The 15180-nt window shown below is 62.1% G+C and carries 10 protein-coding genes and 2 pseudogenes; 3 read left to right on the top strand and 9 right to left on the bottom strand.

Annotated features, from left to right (window positions below):
• Positions 1-749: 749 nt before the first annotated feature.
• A complete protein-coding gene (locus AZG88_RS52810) occupies positions 750-920 on the top strand; it encodes a hypothetical protein (protein WP_169695495.1) in 171 nt (56 codons plus the stop codon).
• Positions 921-1205: 285 nt separating this feature from the next.
• Here AZG88_RS52810 and AZG88_RS52805 read toward each other — a convergent pair.
• Positions 1206-1457, bottom strand: a pseudogene (locus tag AZG88_RS52805) (DDE-type integrase/transposase/recombinase); the annotation flags it as partial.
• 196 nt (positions 1458-1653) lie between these two features.
• A pseudogene (locus AZG88_RS54025) lies at positions 1654-1944 on the bottom strand (ATP-dependent DNA ligase); the annotation flags it as partial.
• A gap of 250 nt (positions 1945-2194) precedes the next feature.
• On the opposite strand from AZG88_RS54025, the gene AZG88_RS23245 reads away from it, so the two are divergent.
• Both AZG88_RS23245 and AZG88_RS55675 read left to right on the top strand, forming a co-directional pair.
• Positions 2195-2467 carry a hypothetical protein gene (locus AZG88_RS23245; RefSeq protein ID WP_061699344.1) on the top strand — a complete coding sequence of 91 codons (273 nt, stop codon included), beginning with the start codon at positions 2195-2197 and terminating at the stop codon, positions 2465-2467.
• A gap of 1146 nt (positions 2468-3613) precedes the next feature.
• Positions 3614-4558 (top strand): PaaX family transcriptional regulator C-terminal domain-containing protein, encoded by a 945-nt coding sequence (locus AZG88_RS55675; protein ID WP_082833443.1) that lies wholly within the window; start codon positions 3614-3616, stop codon positions 4556-4558.
• A gap of 142 nt (positions 4559-4700) precedes the next feature.
• Here the strand turns inward: AZG88_RS55675 and AZG88_RS23230 are convergent, their stop codons facing one another.
• The 7 genes from AZG88_RS23230 to AZG88_RS23200 form a co-directional block, all read right to left on the bottom strand.
• On the bottom strand, positions 4701-5519 hold the full coding sequence (locus tag AZG88_RS23230) for an NUDIX hydrolase (RefSeq protein WP_231914150.1): 819 nt from the start codon (positions 5517-5519) through the stop codon (positions 4701-4703).
• An 87-nt stretch (positions 5520-5606) separates the two neighbouring features.
• Positions 5607-7304 (bottom strand): AMP-binding protein, encoded by a 1698-nt coding sequence (locus AZG88_RS23225; RefSeq protein ID WP_061699341.1) that lies wholly within the window; start codon positions 7302-7304, stop codon positions 5607-5609.
• A 105-nt stretch (positions 7305-7409) separates the two neighbouring features.
• The gene (locus AZG88_RS23220) at positions 7410-8735 is read right to left on the bottom strand and encodes an MFS transporter (RefSeq protein ID WP_231914149.1); all 1326 of its coding nucleotides are present in this window, start codon (positions 8733-8735) and stop codon (positions 7410-7412) included.
• A 1133-nt stretch (positions 8736-9868) separates the two neighbouring features.
• Entirely contained in the window at positions 9869-11176 is a 1308-nt protein-coding gene (locus tag AZG88_RS23215) for an MFS transporter (protein ID WP_061699340.1), read from the bottom strand.
• Between the two features lie 350 nt (positions 11177-11526).
• Positions 11527-13089: a long-chain-fatty-acid--CoA ligase gene (locus AZG88_RS23210; protein ID WP_061699339.1), complete on the bottom strand. Its 1563-nt coding sequence runs from the start codon at positions 13087-13089 to the stop codon at positions 11527-11529.
• 49 nt (positions 13090-13138) lie between these two features.
• Complete coding sequence (locus AZG88_RS23205; RefSeq protein ID WP_061699338.1) at positions 13139-13948, bottom strand: enoyl-CoA hydratase/isomerase family protein; 810 nt, start codon at positions 13946-13948, stop codon at positions 13139-13141.
• A 32-nt stretch (positions 13949-13980) separates the two neighbouring features.
• Positions 13981-15132 carry an acyl-CoA dehydrogenase family protein gene (locus AZG88_RS23200; protein WP_061699337.1) on the bottom strand — a complete coding sequence of 384 codons (1152 nt, stop codon included), beginning with the start codon at positions 15130-15132 and terminating at the stop codon, positions 13981-13983.
• Positions 15133-15180 lie beyond the last annotated feature (48 nt).

Here is a 15180-nt window from a genome sequence, read left to right as displayed (position 1 = left end):
TGGCGAGCGGTGGCAACCCGATATGACAAGCTTGCCCTGACCTACCGGGCCGGATTCCTGCTCGCCGGCATCGTCGAATGGCTTAAATTATTGGGAGACATGCCCTAGCATTCGGCGTTGCCTTCGGCTCGGTCATCAACGACGCCTTGGTGGAGGGGTGCGTAATTGTCGGACCCGCACGTACTGCGCGCGTGAGTGCTGCGTGGAATATTGGCCTGGATGCCGGCATTGGCGTCGGCTCGCTGGTGTATTCCGCGATCGCGGGCCATGTCGGAGTTGCTGCAAGTTTCGTGTATGTCAGCGCGCCTACCAGCATGGCGCTGATTGTTCTCGATCGGCGATGTCCACGATAGAGAAGTCCGTCGAATCCGTTGTTTCAGTGGGAATGTCATGAACCCTGACGAGTATCGCCAGTGGCGCCAGAGGCCACGCGCCGCTTGGGCTGAATCCAACCGCAAACGCAAACATCCTGACTACGAAGCCGAGCGCCTGATCGAGTTCGCTTGCATGTGGGCACCATATGGGGGCGCTACCGAGGAGGAGGTCCTTGTCCAGTTCGGAATGACAAGGCGCCGGTTCATCGAACGTTTGTGGCGGGTGATTCCTGAATCGAATTGTGCCCAAGAAGAGATACGCAGTTTAGCGAGCGCATACCCCCGATGAGAACCGCCGAGTACGTATCACCTATGCGGGACATGTGGGCGCACGGATGAGCAAGGTGGTGCGGGTTTGCAGCAGACTTACGAGTCATGACGGATCCGCTGCACGCCGACCTCACAGAACGTCTCGGCCGGGCTGTCGCCCGCGTCGCCATGGAGGGTGATCCCATGTTCGGCACCGTGGAGATCACCATTGGGGAGTTGACGGAGCTGCTTGACCGCCAAATCTCTCCCCGTGACCAAGATGCTGCGCCGCACTGACGGTGCCTCTCGTGTGTCGAGCGGCGCGCTCTGATTACCGCCCCCTCCGGGCAGGACGAGGCCGTGGGAGATCGAACCGCAGCAGACCTCGAGCGTGAACTCGCCATGCTCGCCTACGTACGCGACTGTCTCCTGCGCGTCGGAGGACGAAGACTTCCGCATCCCGACCTCCGCGGTCGATGAGGTTCTCGAGCTCTCAACGGCATTGTCACGTTAACTGAGAGGTTCTGCAGGGCATCGGATTCGGGTGCGGCATTGTCCGAGTCGGATGTTGCTGTGAGTGGTTCAGGCGGCGACCGCGGTGTCGGTGATCTCACACCAGATGGTGAACCGGTCGGCCATCACCTGCCGATACTCGCCCGCCGACAATCGGTGTCGGTGTGGCCGGAAGTGTGGTGAGATCGACGAGAACGCCGACAGAAATCGCTGCACGTGCCGCATCGATTCGAAGCGTTTCATCGCCCGCTCGCGCTGCCGGGTCGGCTGATGCGAGTTCTCGGCTCGATTGTTCAGGTACTTGGATCGTCGATGCTCGACGGAGCCGAGCAGGTCGCGATACGCGACGGATGTAGCTGGCCAGCTTGTCGGCAGCCTCCAGAATGACCGCGGCATCCACGGATACCCAGTGCGGCAAGATCTGGATGGGCAGGCCGGCGCCGTGCAGCTCGTGGCCGAGGTCGGTGAGGGCGGCCCGGCGCTCCCGATACGGGGCCGCCGTCAGATCACCGCCGTGGGCAGCGAGGACGTCGAACGGCAGGTACGTGACCGGTACCTGCCGGCGCAGGGCCGTGGTCGGGCGCAGGGTGTTCGCCCGCTTCTGCAGGCGCGTGAACGACGGTCGCCCCTGGGCGAGGGCCACGCTCTCACCGTCGAAGACGAGGCGGCCACGCCGGTCGAACGTCTCGGACAGTGCCGTGGCCACCTCCGGGTATGAGGAGGTGACGGCGTTGAGGTTGCGGGTCCACAGCACCGGTGGTTCGCCGTCGCCGACCGCAGCCAGTAGGCGGAAGCCGTCGTATTTCATTTCCGCCGCCCAGTCGCCGGTGTTTTCCGGTGGGTCACCCGGTGTGGCCAGCATCGGCGCGATCAGCCGCATAGAGCCGATTGTGCGCCCATCTGCCCAGCTCCGGCGACCTTCCCGGTTCGCGGCGCCGAGGGTGCGGCGCGATCATCGACCCGCGAGGCCGCCCGGACTGCTCGACCACCGACGGCATGACACCCTGTCAGTCGACACGTCACGCCCGCCGAACACCGGAAGGACCCCGCACCACCCCATGACCACCTGGACCCTCTGGATCGGCGCCCTGTTGGTCGTCGGCGGCTCGGCCGCCCAGCTCACACATCACACCGCGGCGGCCCGCGTCCTCTGGGTGCTCGCCGTGCTCGCCTTCATGGCCACGACAGTCGGGGCGGTGACCGCAACCACGTTCTCGTTGCCCCTGCTGCTGATCCTCGTGGTCGCGAGCGCGGCGACCTGCGCCCTGATCGCGGTCACCCGTGAGCCGGCCAAGGCCAAGGCCGCGGCCGTGCGAGGGGGCGCGCAGTGATCACCGCGGTCTGCGCCATGGTCCTCGGTGTCGTGTGCTGTCGCGAGCGTCGTGGCCTACCTTGGTGGGCGCTGTGATCGCAATCACGGCCGACAGCATCATTCTCAGCGCATGGTCGACGTCCTGCATGCTGGCACGGGACCACACGGTGTGGGGATCGCGATAAGCGGCGGAACGCATCCGATTCTCGACGCGGACTCCACCAGCCCCGCTATCACTTGTGCGGTCCTCGACCATGAAGATCTCAGGGTGGATGCTGAGATCGGTGGCCAGCGGTTGCCGAATGTGTGCACCACGCCGGAGTCCGATCCCATGCTTCGAGGCGTTTCGGCGATGGCCACTCCGACTGCACTACAAGTTGCTTGCCGGGCGACCCGCTGCAATTCACCTTTGTTCCGTCTTTTTGTTCCGAAGTTGCGGCGGGCTGGTTCTGCCTCACGGTTTCGCCGCCAACAGAGACCGATCCACCGCCAGAGTGCCCCGACGCTATTCAATGTTGTCCGCCAGCATCGTGACCGAGGCTCCCGCCGCAAACCGACACTCTGCATAGCAAAAAGGTTGTGACGTGGGGTTTCGCGGCGACGTTGAGGTAACTGAAATTATCGCTGCCGAGTGCGCACAAACCATGAGTGACATGAAGCCGGCAGAAATCCGTGTCGTAGGTCCTCGTGATTGTAGGTTCCGCGAAGCCGTGTTCTGGCGCCGAGGCTGGTCAGCGATGGGATCGCGCCGGCGGTCGGATCGCCTGCACCGACTGGCTCGTGAGACGTCGTCTACCCGACTGGGTGGACTCGCCGTCAGGCGTGGCCGCGGTGAGTACCGAGGGCGACGAGTTGACCGCGGTGGTCGAGTTCTTGGCGTGTCAGTGTATTGCCGTGGTGCAACCCGGCGATTGCGGTCGCACGGGGTCGAGTCGATGGGACAGTTGGGTGCATTCGCGAGTCTTGTCGACGAGGAAGGTGGCGAGTCCGTCGCAGGCGGCGACGCGGGCGTCCCATTCGGACTGGTCTGTGTGGCCCGAGTATAGGGCGCGGCTGACGTGGCCGGTGAGACAGATTTCAACCATGAAAAGAAGCGGTGTCACTTTCCAGATTTCATGTCGCTCGCGTGTCATTTTCGAGATTTCGTGTCACTCGGGACAACTGGATGCGTGCCCAGGCCGGTGAATGTGGCGATGGAGGATCCGTCGGTCGGCGTACCAATCGTCGGGCAGGGGCGTCTTCTGCCATAATCTGCGGGGTGTGCGCTTCTGATCCATCTGTGTCTGCAGTCCCCGAAACGGTAGAGATGCAGCAGGGAAGTGCGCGGATCGTCCTGCTGCGCATCCTCGGTGACCTCGTACATCCGACCAGTACGCCAGTGCCGACTATGGCGTTGCTGACGGTTCTTTCAGATGCGGGCTTCGGTACGCACGCAGCTCGTCAAGCTATCTCACGGTGCGCGCGGATGGGCGCGATTACGGGAGAGAAGGACGGACGGAGCACCCGGTGGTTGTTGACTGATGCGGGTCAGGACCTCGTCGTTGACGGCAACGCCCGAGCCCGGCAGCTCGGTGCGCAACCGGGACCGTGGGACGGTCGCTGGCTCACGTTGGCCGTTTCGGTGCCTCATGAACGCAGGGTGATCCGGCAGAAGCTGTACAGGACTTTGAGCTGGGAGGGTTGTGGTAGCCCGGTGCCAGGAATATGGATTTCAGCTCATCCAGACAGACGCGAGCGAATCTCTGTCGCGCTTGAACGGTTTGGGCTCGATCAGACAGCGGTGTCGTTCATCGGCGAGGCGAGCGGGATCGGACTATCTGAGACACAGCTTGTGAGCCAAGCTTGGGATCTGGACGCGGTAAGTAGGAGCTACAGTGCGGCGGTCAGCCAGTTCGATGCCGCACTCGAGCCGACGTCCGGGCCTCACGCCCTCCGCTTGCTCTTACACGTCGACGAGGTCCTGCAGAGGCTCGTTTCCCAGGATCCCTGTCTTCCCTCTGAGCTGTGTCCCGGTTGGACTGGGCGACAAGACGCAACACGACTGCTGTCGTTTCGCGACGTGTTGCTCGTGCCTGCGCGTGCGTATTGGGACGAAGTGCTCCGACGCTAAGCTCGAATTCGAGGGCGGGTCGTGAGCCTCATAGAGCGCAGATCTTCTCCTCGACCGGATAAGTTAAGACCTCACGTCCCCAACGGTGCCCGCCGAAATTGGATCTGGCGCACTTTGTTAAGACGATCGGGCGTGGGGTCGTCTACCACGGTAGCGGCCCGCCGCTTCTGTAGTAGCCTTCCTGTCCAGGAAACCCGACACGCATCCGTGCGCCGTCCATGATGATCTGAGGCAGGATCGCCGGAAGTTCTGGCGTGACTTCGAGAATCTCGGCGACCGAACGATACTCGCTTAGTGTGGTGAGCTGACTCCAGGTCGGCGGCATCAGCATGCTTCCACCTGTGCGCCATTGATTGATGGCATCGGCCGGCGTCTGCCAGACCACCGCCGCTGCCTCGGTGGTGGCTCCGTCTGCAACTTGTCCTTCCGGTGCCACCGCGATGAAGAATCGGGTGTCGTACCGGCGCTGCTCTCCGATCGGGGTGATCCAGTGTGACCAGGGTCGCAGGAGATCCGTTCGGACGACGAGGTCCTCACGTTCGAGGAAGTCCCCGAAGGTCATTTGCCTACTTTCGAGCGCCTTTCGAATGTGTGCGAATCGAGAAGTGTCGTCGACAACGGTGTCCGGAGTCGAGCCGGCGAGCAGGACACCGCATTCCTCGAAGGTCTCGCGGACGGCCGCCAACACGAGCGCTCTGGCCGTCGTCGGCTCCGTTCGGAGCCGATCTGCCCACCATGTGTCTGACGGGCCGGCCCAGGTGACCTGGGCATCTGCGTCGGTAGAGTCGACTCCGCCGCCCGGAAACACTGTTGCTCCTCCGGCGAAGGGCATGTCTTTCACCCGTCGCTGCAAGAACACTTCAACACCCGGGTTGCGGTCGCGTACCAGCATGACCGTGGCCGCGTCTTTGGTGGGTACTACCTCATGCCGGTAGTGCTTCTGCATGATGTCGGGCATCATCTTATCGTTCTTCCCTTCTATCGTTCGGTTTCGTCAGCGATTACTTCTGGTAGACGTCACCGATCAACGACGAATGGGCAAGTCCCGCTAATGCTTGGCCAATCCTTGTTGGGCAACGAAAGAAGCTTGTTTGCGCAGCATGAATTTTTGGACCTTGCCGCTGGCAGTTCGAGGTAATTCGTCGAGCGTAAGTACCCTCTCCGGGACCTTTTGTATGGCGACCTTTCGATCATTCAATAGGAACGAACGTACGTCCGAGACGGACAGCTGTGTCCCAACCTGAACGGTTATGAACGCGCACACTTTCTCCCCGAGGCGCTCGTCGGGGTAGGGGACTACCGCGGCGTCCTTGACTGCGGGATGCGTGAGAAGGTGCTCTTCGATCTCTCGGGCACTGAGGTTCTGGCCTCCCCGAATGATTATGTCCTTTAGTCGACCGGTGACTCGCAGGTAGCCGTCTGAGTCCACCCGTCCGAGATCCCCGCAGTGGTGCCAGCCTTCGTCGTCTATCGCGGATCGGGTCTTGTCGGGATCACGCCAGTAACTCAACATCGCTCCTGGCCCTCGGTAGCAGATTTCTCCCTCTTGGCCCGGGAGGACGCGCTCACCGAGGTGATCGATGAGTTTGATTTCGACGCCCGGCGCCAAAACCGTTCCATCCGTGGTTGAGATGGTCTCGAGGTCATCGTCTGGGTGGCACACCGTCGTCACACCGACCTCGGTACACCCGTACAACGGCAGCAGTGTGCCCCGAGTGAAGACCTCCTTAAACTCCAGCGCAAGAGTGGTTGGAATCGGGGCACCGGCGCACAGCCAGACCCGCATCTTCGACAGGTCATGCCGACGGGAAGTGGCTGCGTCGAGGACCATTCGCACGAAAGGTGTCGCTGTCGCGGTGGCAGTGCACTCGAACTGCTCGATTCTGGCAAGTCCCATTTCAGGATCCCAGGCGTCGAGAAGGTGGATCTGGGCACCTGCAATAAGGGGAGCCAAGATTCCAATCTCGATGCCCGTTGTGTGCGTGAGGGGCGAGGGCATGAACATCGTGTCAGCGGTGGTGAGCCGGAAGACGTCACGAGCGAGGAATCGCGCAGTGAACGCGGCCGTGTTCCAGGTATGTAAGCACCCTTTGGCTGTTGATTCGGTGCCCGAACTGTAGATGATCGCGTGGCCTTGGTCGGCATTCGGATATGGCCCCAATCGTGCTGCCAAAGCTGTTGCGGATTGTCCCTCTGCGACCGTGTCGTCGATCCTTTCTTCGAAGGACGAGTCGACAACTTCCGACCGTGCGACTATCAACCGGGACACGCTGGATGCTTCGCGACGCAGTTCGCGGAACATTGCCGCATGATTGAACTCGCGGAAGTTTCCTGTGGTAAACACCACCTTCGGTTTTGCTGATTGCAGGATATGTAACACTTCGGTGTGGCGATAGACCGGCATTATTGGAACGAGAATTGCGCCGACACGGTTGATCGCTGCGTAAGACACGACAAACTCCACCCAGTTGGGCAGCTGTATGGCGACTCGGTCGCCGATGCGGATACCGAGTTCGAGCAGTCGGATGGCCAGCCGTGCAGATTGGTCGCTCAGCTGAGCGAAAGTCAACTCACGGACACCGTCGGAGACAGCCCGTGAGCCCGGCCGGTCGCGGGCCCAGTGATCAACCCACGAGCTCAACGAGTCATCGACCCACAATCCCTGATTTCGGAAGCGCATCGCTGCTTCGGAGCCATATCGGGCCTCGATGATCCCGTGATCGTCGCCAGCCGTTGTCAATGACATATCATTTACCTCTCTGTCCGCGAGGAGAGTGTGATGGAACGCTTATCAAGCGCTCTAGCGGCATAGCTGAAGCTCCTGTCCGTTGTCGGCCCACTTGTACGTTCCTCAGGTCGCCGAATGTCTGGCGCTGACAGCGGATTTTCTGGTGATGGAGAGAAGGGACAGTAAGCCGATCGCTGCTACGGCCATCACGAAGTAGGCCGGCGCCCGATTATCGCCGGTCCACTCCACCAGCGATACCGCGATCAGCGGCGCGCTCCCTCCGGCGATTATCACGCCGATGTTGTAAGACGTGGCCACGCCGGTGAAGCGAACATTCTGATCGAACAGCAACGGCATCAACGTCAACACACCCACTTGGATACCCACGGTGCTGAGCATCATCAACAGATAGAGGATGGCGGCAGTCCGTAGGTTCAGATCCATACCTGCCATTGCGGGATACGAGACGACTGAGATAAATACAAGACTGACAGCGGTGATTCGTACTCGCCCGAAACGGTCCGCGAGGCGTCCACCGACGAGCATCCCGAGGGCACTGATAACCAGTACGCCGAAGGAGATCCAGTACACGGCGGTGCGGTCGTAACCAAGCGTCTTGGTCAGGTGGATACTCATATAGGTCAGGCAGATGTAAGCAGTTCCGTTAATCGCCAGCGATAACCCGACGGCCTGAGCCACGGCCCGGCTGTGCGTGCGGAACAGTGTCAGCAACGGCCTCTCGCGCACCTCCGTTTCATCGGGGAGGTAGGTCTCGTCCACTCGCCGCCGCGCCCACAGGCACACCACCATCAGAGGCAGGGCCAGCAGGAACGGGAGCCGCCATCCCCACGAGTTCATCTGCGCATCCGTGGTGATCAGAGACACCGCACCTGCGGCCGCCGCGGCGAGACCGAAACCAAACGTCGAGCCCAGAGGTGTGAAGGCAGCGTAGGTGGCCTTGAGGTGCTTCGGCGCCGACTCCGAGATGAAGGTCGCTGATCCGCCGACCTCACCACCCGCGGAGAAGCCCTGGAGTAGGCGGATGATGACGAGAAGGATCACCGCCCAAACCCCTGCCTGCTCGTACGTCGGCAGCAGCCCCATCGCGACGCTGCCGACACCCATGCACATCAAGGTTCCGAGCAGCGCGCGGCGCCGACCGAACCTGTCGCCGATGTAGCCAAAAGCGAGTCCGCCGAGTGGTCGCATGAGATAGGCGGTCCCGAAGACGGCAAGCGCGGACAGCAACGAGGTCGCCGCACTGTCCGAATGAAAGAACAACGGCGCCATCACAATAGCCAGGTATCCGTAGAGGCTGAAGTCGTAGTACTCGATCAGCGTTCCAACACCGCCGGCGATGGCGGCCCTCCTGGCCCGGAGGCGCAGTTCTAAATCGGCGTCCCGCGAGACTGGGTCGATCGGCCTCGCGTCCATGGATTCCGCTGTCATTTCAGAGCCTCCTCGTTACGGACGGTCAAGCAGTGGGCGACACGGCGACACGGCTGCCGCACGACGAGATATTGGTGATCGTGATTAGGCTCTCCAGGGAACATCTCCTAGCGGATGCATACGCCAGTGCGGACTAGCGGCGGAAGCCGAAATGCTCGCTGTGGGTACTCCACCGACAGCACCAGCCCGACCGACAGTGAAACTTCCCGGCGCACGGATGGGTTCGTACGTTTCCGGCTGTGGGTGGTTCTTCCCCTACTTGACGGAAGGGTTAACGCTTCTGAACCCATCGGTCTGGCTATTTGCGCAGCGTTTCATCGGTGCCCGCTACAACTGCTCCTAACGGAATGGGCCATTGTGGTGCAACGAGTGAGGGTGTCGGGTCATGGGCAGCCGCGTCCTTGTCATCAGAGATCGGCATGTTGCTCCGAGTGGATATCAGACAGTGAAGGTGTTCGCAACGTGATTTTGGTCTAATAATAGATCCTGCGGAGGATCTGTCAATACTCTGGTGTCGCCATTTGGCGGGGTAGGAAGGAGGAAGCGATGGCGAAGACGACGTCGATGCGGGCGCGGAAATCCGTGGCTGGCACGTTCGTGTGATCAGCACACTTGGACAGTCCAGTCGTCCCGGCGGTGAAGACGCGCGGCCCGGGAGGAGGCTTAGTGAAGTTGGATCTGATGTTCTCTCCGTGATTCTGTTGTGGAGCGTGGCTATACGGCTTCAATCACGCGTTTACAGCGCAGGTCGAGGCGCGTCCGCTGATCTGGCGTTTGAGCAATTGATGCCGGTTGATGTGGCCTTCGACGGGTTCGGAACTGTGGTGACTGCGGCGGCGGGGTCCCCTGCGCAGACCTGCAGCGAAGGATCGCAGTGCGGGTTCTCCGTCGGTGTCGACGGTCCCATGCGACGACACCGACCAATGGGGCCGGCAGCAACCTCACACTCTCGAAATCGCACGCCTATGATCCTCACCCACCGCAGTCAGCACACACCGAAGATACGTGCAGCATCTTCAGGGTAAGTGCGCCAGATCCCCGCCGGAACCATGGGCGGGACGAAGAGGTTCGCCACCGAATCGCACGCAACACACAACTCCTGTTGCTTGAGTATCCGGAAGGGTGGTCCCGGCTTACCGTAGTGGCCGGTTGAATGTCTCCTTGGTGGCGAACCCGGCGACGATGGAGACGATCAGTACCGCGATGACGTACAGCGCCGGTTGGGTGGCCCCACCAGTACCTGCCAAGGCAGCCAGAACGAGCGGAGTCGGCCCCGAGAAGATCGTCGTTGCGACTTGCCAACCCAACGAAAGCCCGGTGTACCGGTTAGCCGTGCTGAACATCTCGGTCAGCATTGGAAGAGTCGCTGCGACGTTTGCCGCAATGGCCGGAGCTATAACGACCATCGCGATCACCGCCGCGAGCAACACGCCCCGGGACAACAACACGAACGATGGGTAGACGAGCACAGCCAGCGCGATCGAAGAAGCGAGTAGGACCGGCCGCCTGCCGACACGATCGGCCAGCTTTGCGAACGGGAGAACGCTAATGCAGTATGCGACCAGTCCGGCGAAGATCACGAGCTGTGCATTGGCGGGAGCGAAGTGCGAGAACTGCTTCAACGCCGAGGGCATGTAGACGAAGTACACGCTTAGCAGGCAGGCATTCGCCGCGGCGATCCCCACTGCTACGAGAACCGTCCGGCGATCACGCTTGAGGGTGGTGACGAGCGGAGAGGCGTCCACCATCTCCTTCCTCGCCAGCGCCGTGAAATGAGGAGTCTCCTCGAGCTTGAACCGGATGTGGAGACCGATCAAACCCAGGGGGAGCGACAGGAGCAGCGGGATCCGCCAACCCCAGGACTGCATCGACGACTCGGATAGTGCCCTCGTCAGCATCAGCGCGAACGCGGATCCCGACAACAACGCCAATCCGGTGGTCAGTGCGATGAATCCGATGTAGAAGCCACGCTTGCGAGGCGGTGCGAACTCGCCGATGAGCGAGATCGCACCGCCATACTCACCGCCAGCCGAGATACCCTGCAGCACCCGGAGGAGCGTCAGGAGCACCGGCGCCGTCATACCGATCTGCGCGTAGGTTGGTAGCAGACCAATGGCTGCCGTCGCCATCGTCATCAGAAGGATTACGACGGCCAGAATGCGTTTCCGACCGTACTTGTCGCCCAAGGGGGCGAAGATCACCGCGCCCAACGGCCGTGCCACATAGCTCGCTGCGAACGCACCGAAGGTGAGCAACAACCCGACGAAAGGATCTTCGGAGGGAAAGTATGCTGCCGCAATGTAAGCGGCTACGTACCCGTACACCACGAAGTCGTAGTACTCGACATACGTGCCGAAACTTGCAGCGACTATGGCCTTTCGGGCGTTCGTGAATTCTGCCTCGGCGATCGCCGTCGCCTGTGCACCACTACTTGTGGTCATATCGGTGACTTCCTCAGGGTTCGATGGTCCGGCTACCAGGGCCGGAGAGGTGGTAGGACTACACATCGACGACCATGGACGCGTGGATGTCCGTCGTCAATTCTTCTTCTTCCGTCATGCACCGGGATGTCTGCGCCACGCAGCCGATACGCCTCGGCGGGTTCCCCCAGATTCGGTTCTCCTTCCGCGGGTTGGGCCCCGACTACGTATTAGCCGTGGTGCATCGGGAAGCCATCGAGAAGATCGCTCGCAGCGACGCCGGATCCGCAAGATGGGCCGGATGTCCAGGGCTGCCGAGGATATGTCGGTTACCGACATGAGCCGGGGCCCGTATGCGGCCGACGATGGTCTCAGATCATCCCTTGTAATTTTTTCCACCACGGTTCACGCAGCACGTTCTTGCGGATCTTGCCCGACGGGGTCGTCGGCAGAGGTCCCTCGACAAACTCAATGCTGCGCGGACACTTGTAACCACCGATCAGGTTGCGGCAGTGCGCGATCATCTCCTCTTCCGAGGTGTATTCACCGGCCCGGAGAACAATGACCGCGTGGACCGCCTCGACCCACTTGGGATCAGGGATGCCGATGACAGCGCACTCCCGCACCGCGGGATGGGCGTAGAGGGCCCTTTCGACATCTACCGAGAACACGTTCTCACCACCGGTGATGATCACGTCCTTGACCCGGTCCGACACGTAGACGAACCCTTCGGTGTCCATGAAGCCGGCGTCGCCGGTATGCAGCCATCCGTTCGCCAGGGTCTCGGCGGTCGCCGCAGGGTTGCCGAAGTATCCCGCCATGATGTTGTCTCCGCAGAGCGCTATCTGTCCGACGGTGCCGGGCGCGACCTCTTTGTCGTCGGGGTCCAGTACCGCGACACGGGTCCCCGGGATAGACCTGCCCGCGGCCCGGAGGCGGTCCGGGTAGTCGGACAGCGCGATCAGGTGGTCCTCCCACCGCAGCGCGACCCCGTAACCGCTCGATTCCGTCATGCCGTAAATTTGGTGAAATCCCCAGCTCGGCAACATTTTCAGGGCCCGGTCGAGAATCTGTCGAGGCATCGGTGAGCCTCCGTACACGCAGGTGCGCACCGAGATCAGGTCTCGGTCGTCCACCCCCGGCTCGTCCAACAGCGCGCTGATCATCGTCGGCACCAGCACCATGTTCGTGATCCGATGGCGTTCGACGGCCTCCACTACGTCGGCTGGCACGTACTTCGCGTGCACGACGTGGGTGCCGCCGACCATGGTGATGTACCAGATCGGCTGTGAACCTCCGACGTGGAACATGCCCATCACGTGGAGGTGGACGGAGCGCCGGTCCAGCGGCATCGTCTCGCAGAAGGCCCGGGCCGTGGTGACAGCATTGCGGTGGGTCAGGACCACACCCTTGGACTGACCCGTGGTCCCCGAGGTGTAGAAGACGATATACGGATCGTCGGGATCACCGTCGAAGGGCTCGACGAACTCCTGCGCCGTGATCAACTCCTCGTAGTGGAGCGTACCCACGGGCGCCGCAACCTGTTCCCCGATGTAGATCAGGGTCGTCAGGTCAGGGCAGTTGCGGTGCAGTTCGGTTGCCTGGTCCAGGAACTCGTCGTCTACCAGTAGAACTTTGGCCCGGAAATCGTTCAGTGCGAACAGGTTTTCCGGAGCAGCCCAGCGAATGTTCAGTGGTGCCAGAACCGCGCCCGCCCAAGGAACCGCGAAATGGATCTCGAGGAACCGATCGGAGTTCAGTCCGAGGACGGCGACTCGATCACCTGCATTCACTCCCAATGCCCGGAGCGCACCCGCCAACCGTCCCACCCGATCGTGGACCTCGTTCCAGGTACGTGATCGATCCCGGAAGATCGTCGCGGGACCGGACGGATTGCCCTGCGCCGCATGAGTCAACAGGTCAAGGACTCGCATGCTGTGTTACCTTTCGACGACGACGCCGGACAGTGCCGGGTACGGATGGTCAGCGCCCGCGGAAGGTGGGCTTGTGCTTGGCCAGGACCGACTGAACGGCGTTCCACCCGTCCTCGGATTTCGTCACGCGGGACATCGCGCGGGCCTCCCGCTCCATCTGCGCCTCGATCGGCTGTTCCCATGCGGACCGGAAGAGGTTCTTGATCTCCCCGAAGGCGAGGGTCGGGCCGGCCGCCAGTTCGCGGGCCAGCGTCCAAGCCTCGTCCGTCAGCTTGTCGTCGTCGACGACGTAATTGATCAGGCCGTATTGACAGGCCTGGTTGGCGGTCCAGGTTTCGTTTCTCATGAAAAACTCCGTGGCGCGGCGCAGTCCGACTCGCTGCGGGACGAACGTGGTACCGCCGCCGTCCGGGACGAGTCCGATGCCGGTGTAGGCGGCGTAGAACTTAGCCGATCGCGCGGCGATGCAGAAGTCGGAGGCTGCCGACAATGCCACCGATCCGCCGACCGCGAGGGCGTGGACCGCGACGACCAACGGCGCATCCATCCGAGCGAAGCGGGACAGGGCCATGTGCAAGCCCGCCGTGGCGTTCTTGATGAAGCGGGGCAGTTCATCCCGGTCCCGGGTCATCGTCTTGAGATCGGCGCCGACGCTGAAGTACTTGCCGGCCGCGTCGAGCAGGACGCACCGGACGTCGGGGTTTTCGTCCATCTCGGTGGCGACAAGGCTGATTTCGGTGTTGAAGCGGAGGTCGAACGGATTGCCGCGGTCGGGTTGGTTCAGTGTGACATGGCCGATGCCGTCGATGATCTCGACGGAGCAGGACTCGGTGGAGAGGCGGGATTCGGTGGTGGTCATTGGGGGATCCTTCGCGAGAGTGGTCAGGGAAGTTAGGCGACGACGTCACGGCCGGCGTGTGAGCGGGCGATGACGAGTTTCATGATCTGGGCGGTGCCGTCTCCGATCTGGAGACCCAGGAGGTCACGCATCCGCTGCTCGAGCGGGAGTTCCTTGGAGTACCCACCGTGACCGTGGGTCAGCAGACACGTGTTGACGATGTCGTAGGCGAGCTTGGGGCCCCACCATTTGCACATCGCGGCCTCAGCGGTGTGCGATCTATCCTGGTCCTTGAGCCACAGCGTGTATAGGCACACCAGCCGAGCTCCGAGGATGTGCGTCTCGGCCTCCGCGAGCGGGAAGGATACGCCCTGGTATGCGGCGAGCGGTTTGCCGAAGGCCTCCCGCGTTCGGGTGTGTTCCCATGCCTCGTCGAGCGAGCGCCGGGCGACGGCCAGACACAGGATGCCGAGCAGTGCGCGGCTGTAGTCGAATCCCTGCATGACCTGGATGAAGCCCTGGTCCTGTTCCCCTAGGAGGTGGTCTGCGGGGATCCTGACATCGTCGAAGAACAGTGATCCTCGTCCGACGCTGATTGTGCCGTGGTCCTCGAATCCCGTCTTCTTGATGTTCGGGTCGTCGAGGGGAACCAGGAACGCGCTGACGCCCCGTGCGCCGGATTCGGCAGAGCCGGTGCGCGCGAACAGGACACAGAAGTCGGCCTGCGTCGCGAGACTGATCGACGTCTTCTCCCCGTTGAGGACGTAGTGGTCGCCGTCCCGGCGGGCGCTGAACACGAGGTGCGCGGCGTCCGACCCGCCCCGCGGCTCGGTGAGCGCGATGGCCGGCAGGACAAGGCCCGCCAGCATGCCCTCGATCCAGGGGCGTACCACCTCCGGCTTGCCGTAGTTCTGCAGGATTTGGCCGAGCAGGGACACGGTGACGGATACGTAGCCGAAGTTCATGTCGTCGCCGCACAGGGCCTCGAGGACGAGTCCCGCCGTCACGGCATCTTGGCCCAGTCCGCCATACGCCTCGGGCAGTTCGATGCCGAAGAACCCGAGTTCGCCCATGCGGCGCAGGACGTCCCGGTCGAGGAGGCCCTCCTGTTCCCGGCGTCGGTAGTGCGGTGCCAACTCCACGCGGGAGAACTCCCGAGCAGCGTTTGCCAGTGCTTGCTGGTCCTCTGAGAGTGCGAATTCCATTCTTTGTCCTTAAATTGTGCTCGTCTTCGGTGATGAGGTGCGCATAGC

It is taken from the genome of Rhodococcus sp. LB1 (assembly GCF_001583455.1).
GTDB classification, from domain to species: Bacteria; Actinomycetota; Actinomycetes; order Mycobacteriales; family Mycobacteriaceae; genus Rhodococcus_F; species Rhodococcus_F opacus.
Note: the sequence above shows the minus strand (reverse complement) of the source record. Positions and strands in the feature narration are given on the sequence as shown.

Coding starts and splice junctions, on each gene's coding strand:
- AZG88_RS55675 (WP_082833443.1), top strand. CDS start 3,614: ATGCGTGCCCAGGCCGGTGAATGTGGCGATGGAGGATCCGTCGGTCGG.
- AZG88_RS23210 (WP_061699339.1), bottom strand. CDS start 13,089: ATGCGAGTCCTTGACCTGTTGACTCATGCGGCGCAGGGCAATCCGTCC.
- AZG88_RS23215 (WP_061699340.1), bottom strand. CDS start 11,176: ATGACCACAAGTAGTGGTGCACAGGCGACGGCGATCGCCGAGGCAGAA.
- AZG88_RS23220 (WP_231914149.1), bottom strand. CDS start 8,735: ATGACAGCGGAATCCATGGACGCGAGGCCGATCGACCCAGTCTCGCGG.
- AZG88_RS23230 (WP_231914150.1), bottom strand. CDS start 5,519: ATGATGCCCGACATCATGCAGAAGCACTACCGGCATGAGGTAGTACCC.
- AZG88_RS23205 (WP_061699338.1), bottom strand. CDS start 13,948: ATGACCACCACCGAATCCCGCCTCTCCACCGAGTCCTGCTCCGTCGAG.
- AZG88_RS52810 (WP_169695495.1), top strand. CDS start 750: ATGACGGATCCGCTGCACGCCGACCTCACAGAACGTCTCGGCCGGGCT.
- AZG88_RS23200 (WP_061699337.1), bottom strand. CDS start 15,132: ATGGAATTCGCACTCTCAGAGGACCAGCAAGCACTGGCAAACGCTGCT.
- AZG88_RS23225 (WP_061699341.1), bottom strand. CDS start 7,304: ATGTCATTGACAACGGCTGGCGACGATCACGGGATCATCGAGGCCCGA.
- AZG88_RS23245 (WP_061699344.1), top strand. CDS start 2,195: ATGACCACCTGGACCCTCTGGATCGGCGCCCTGTTGGTCGTCGGCGGC.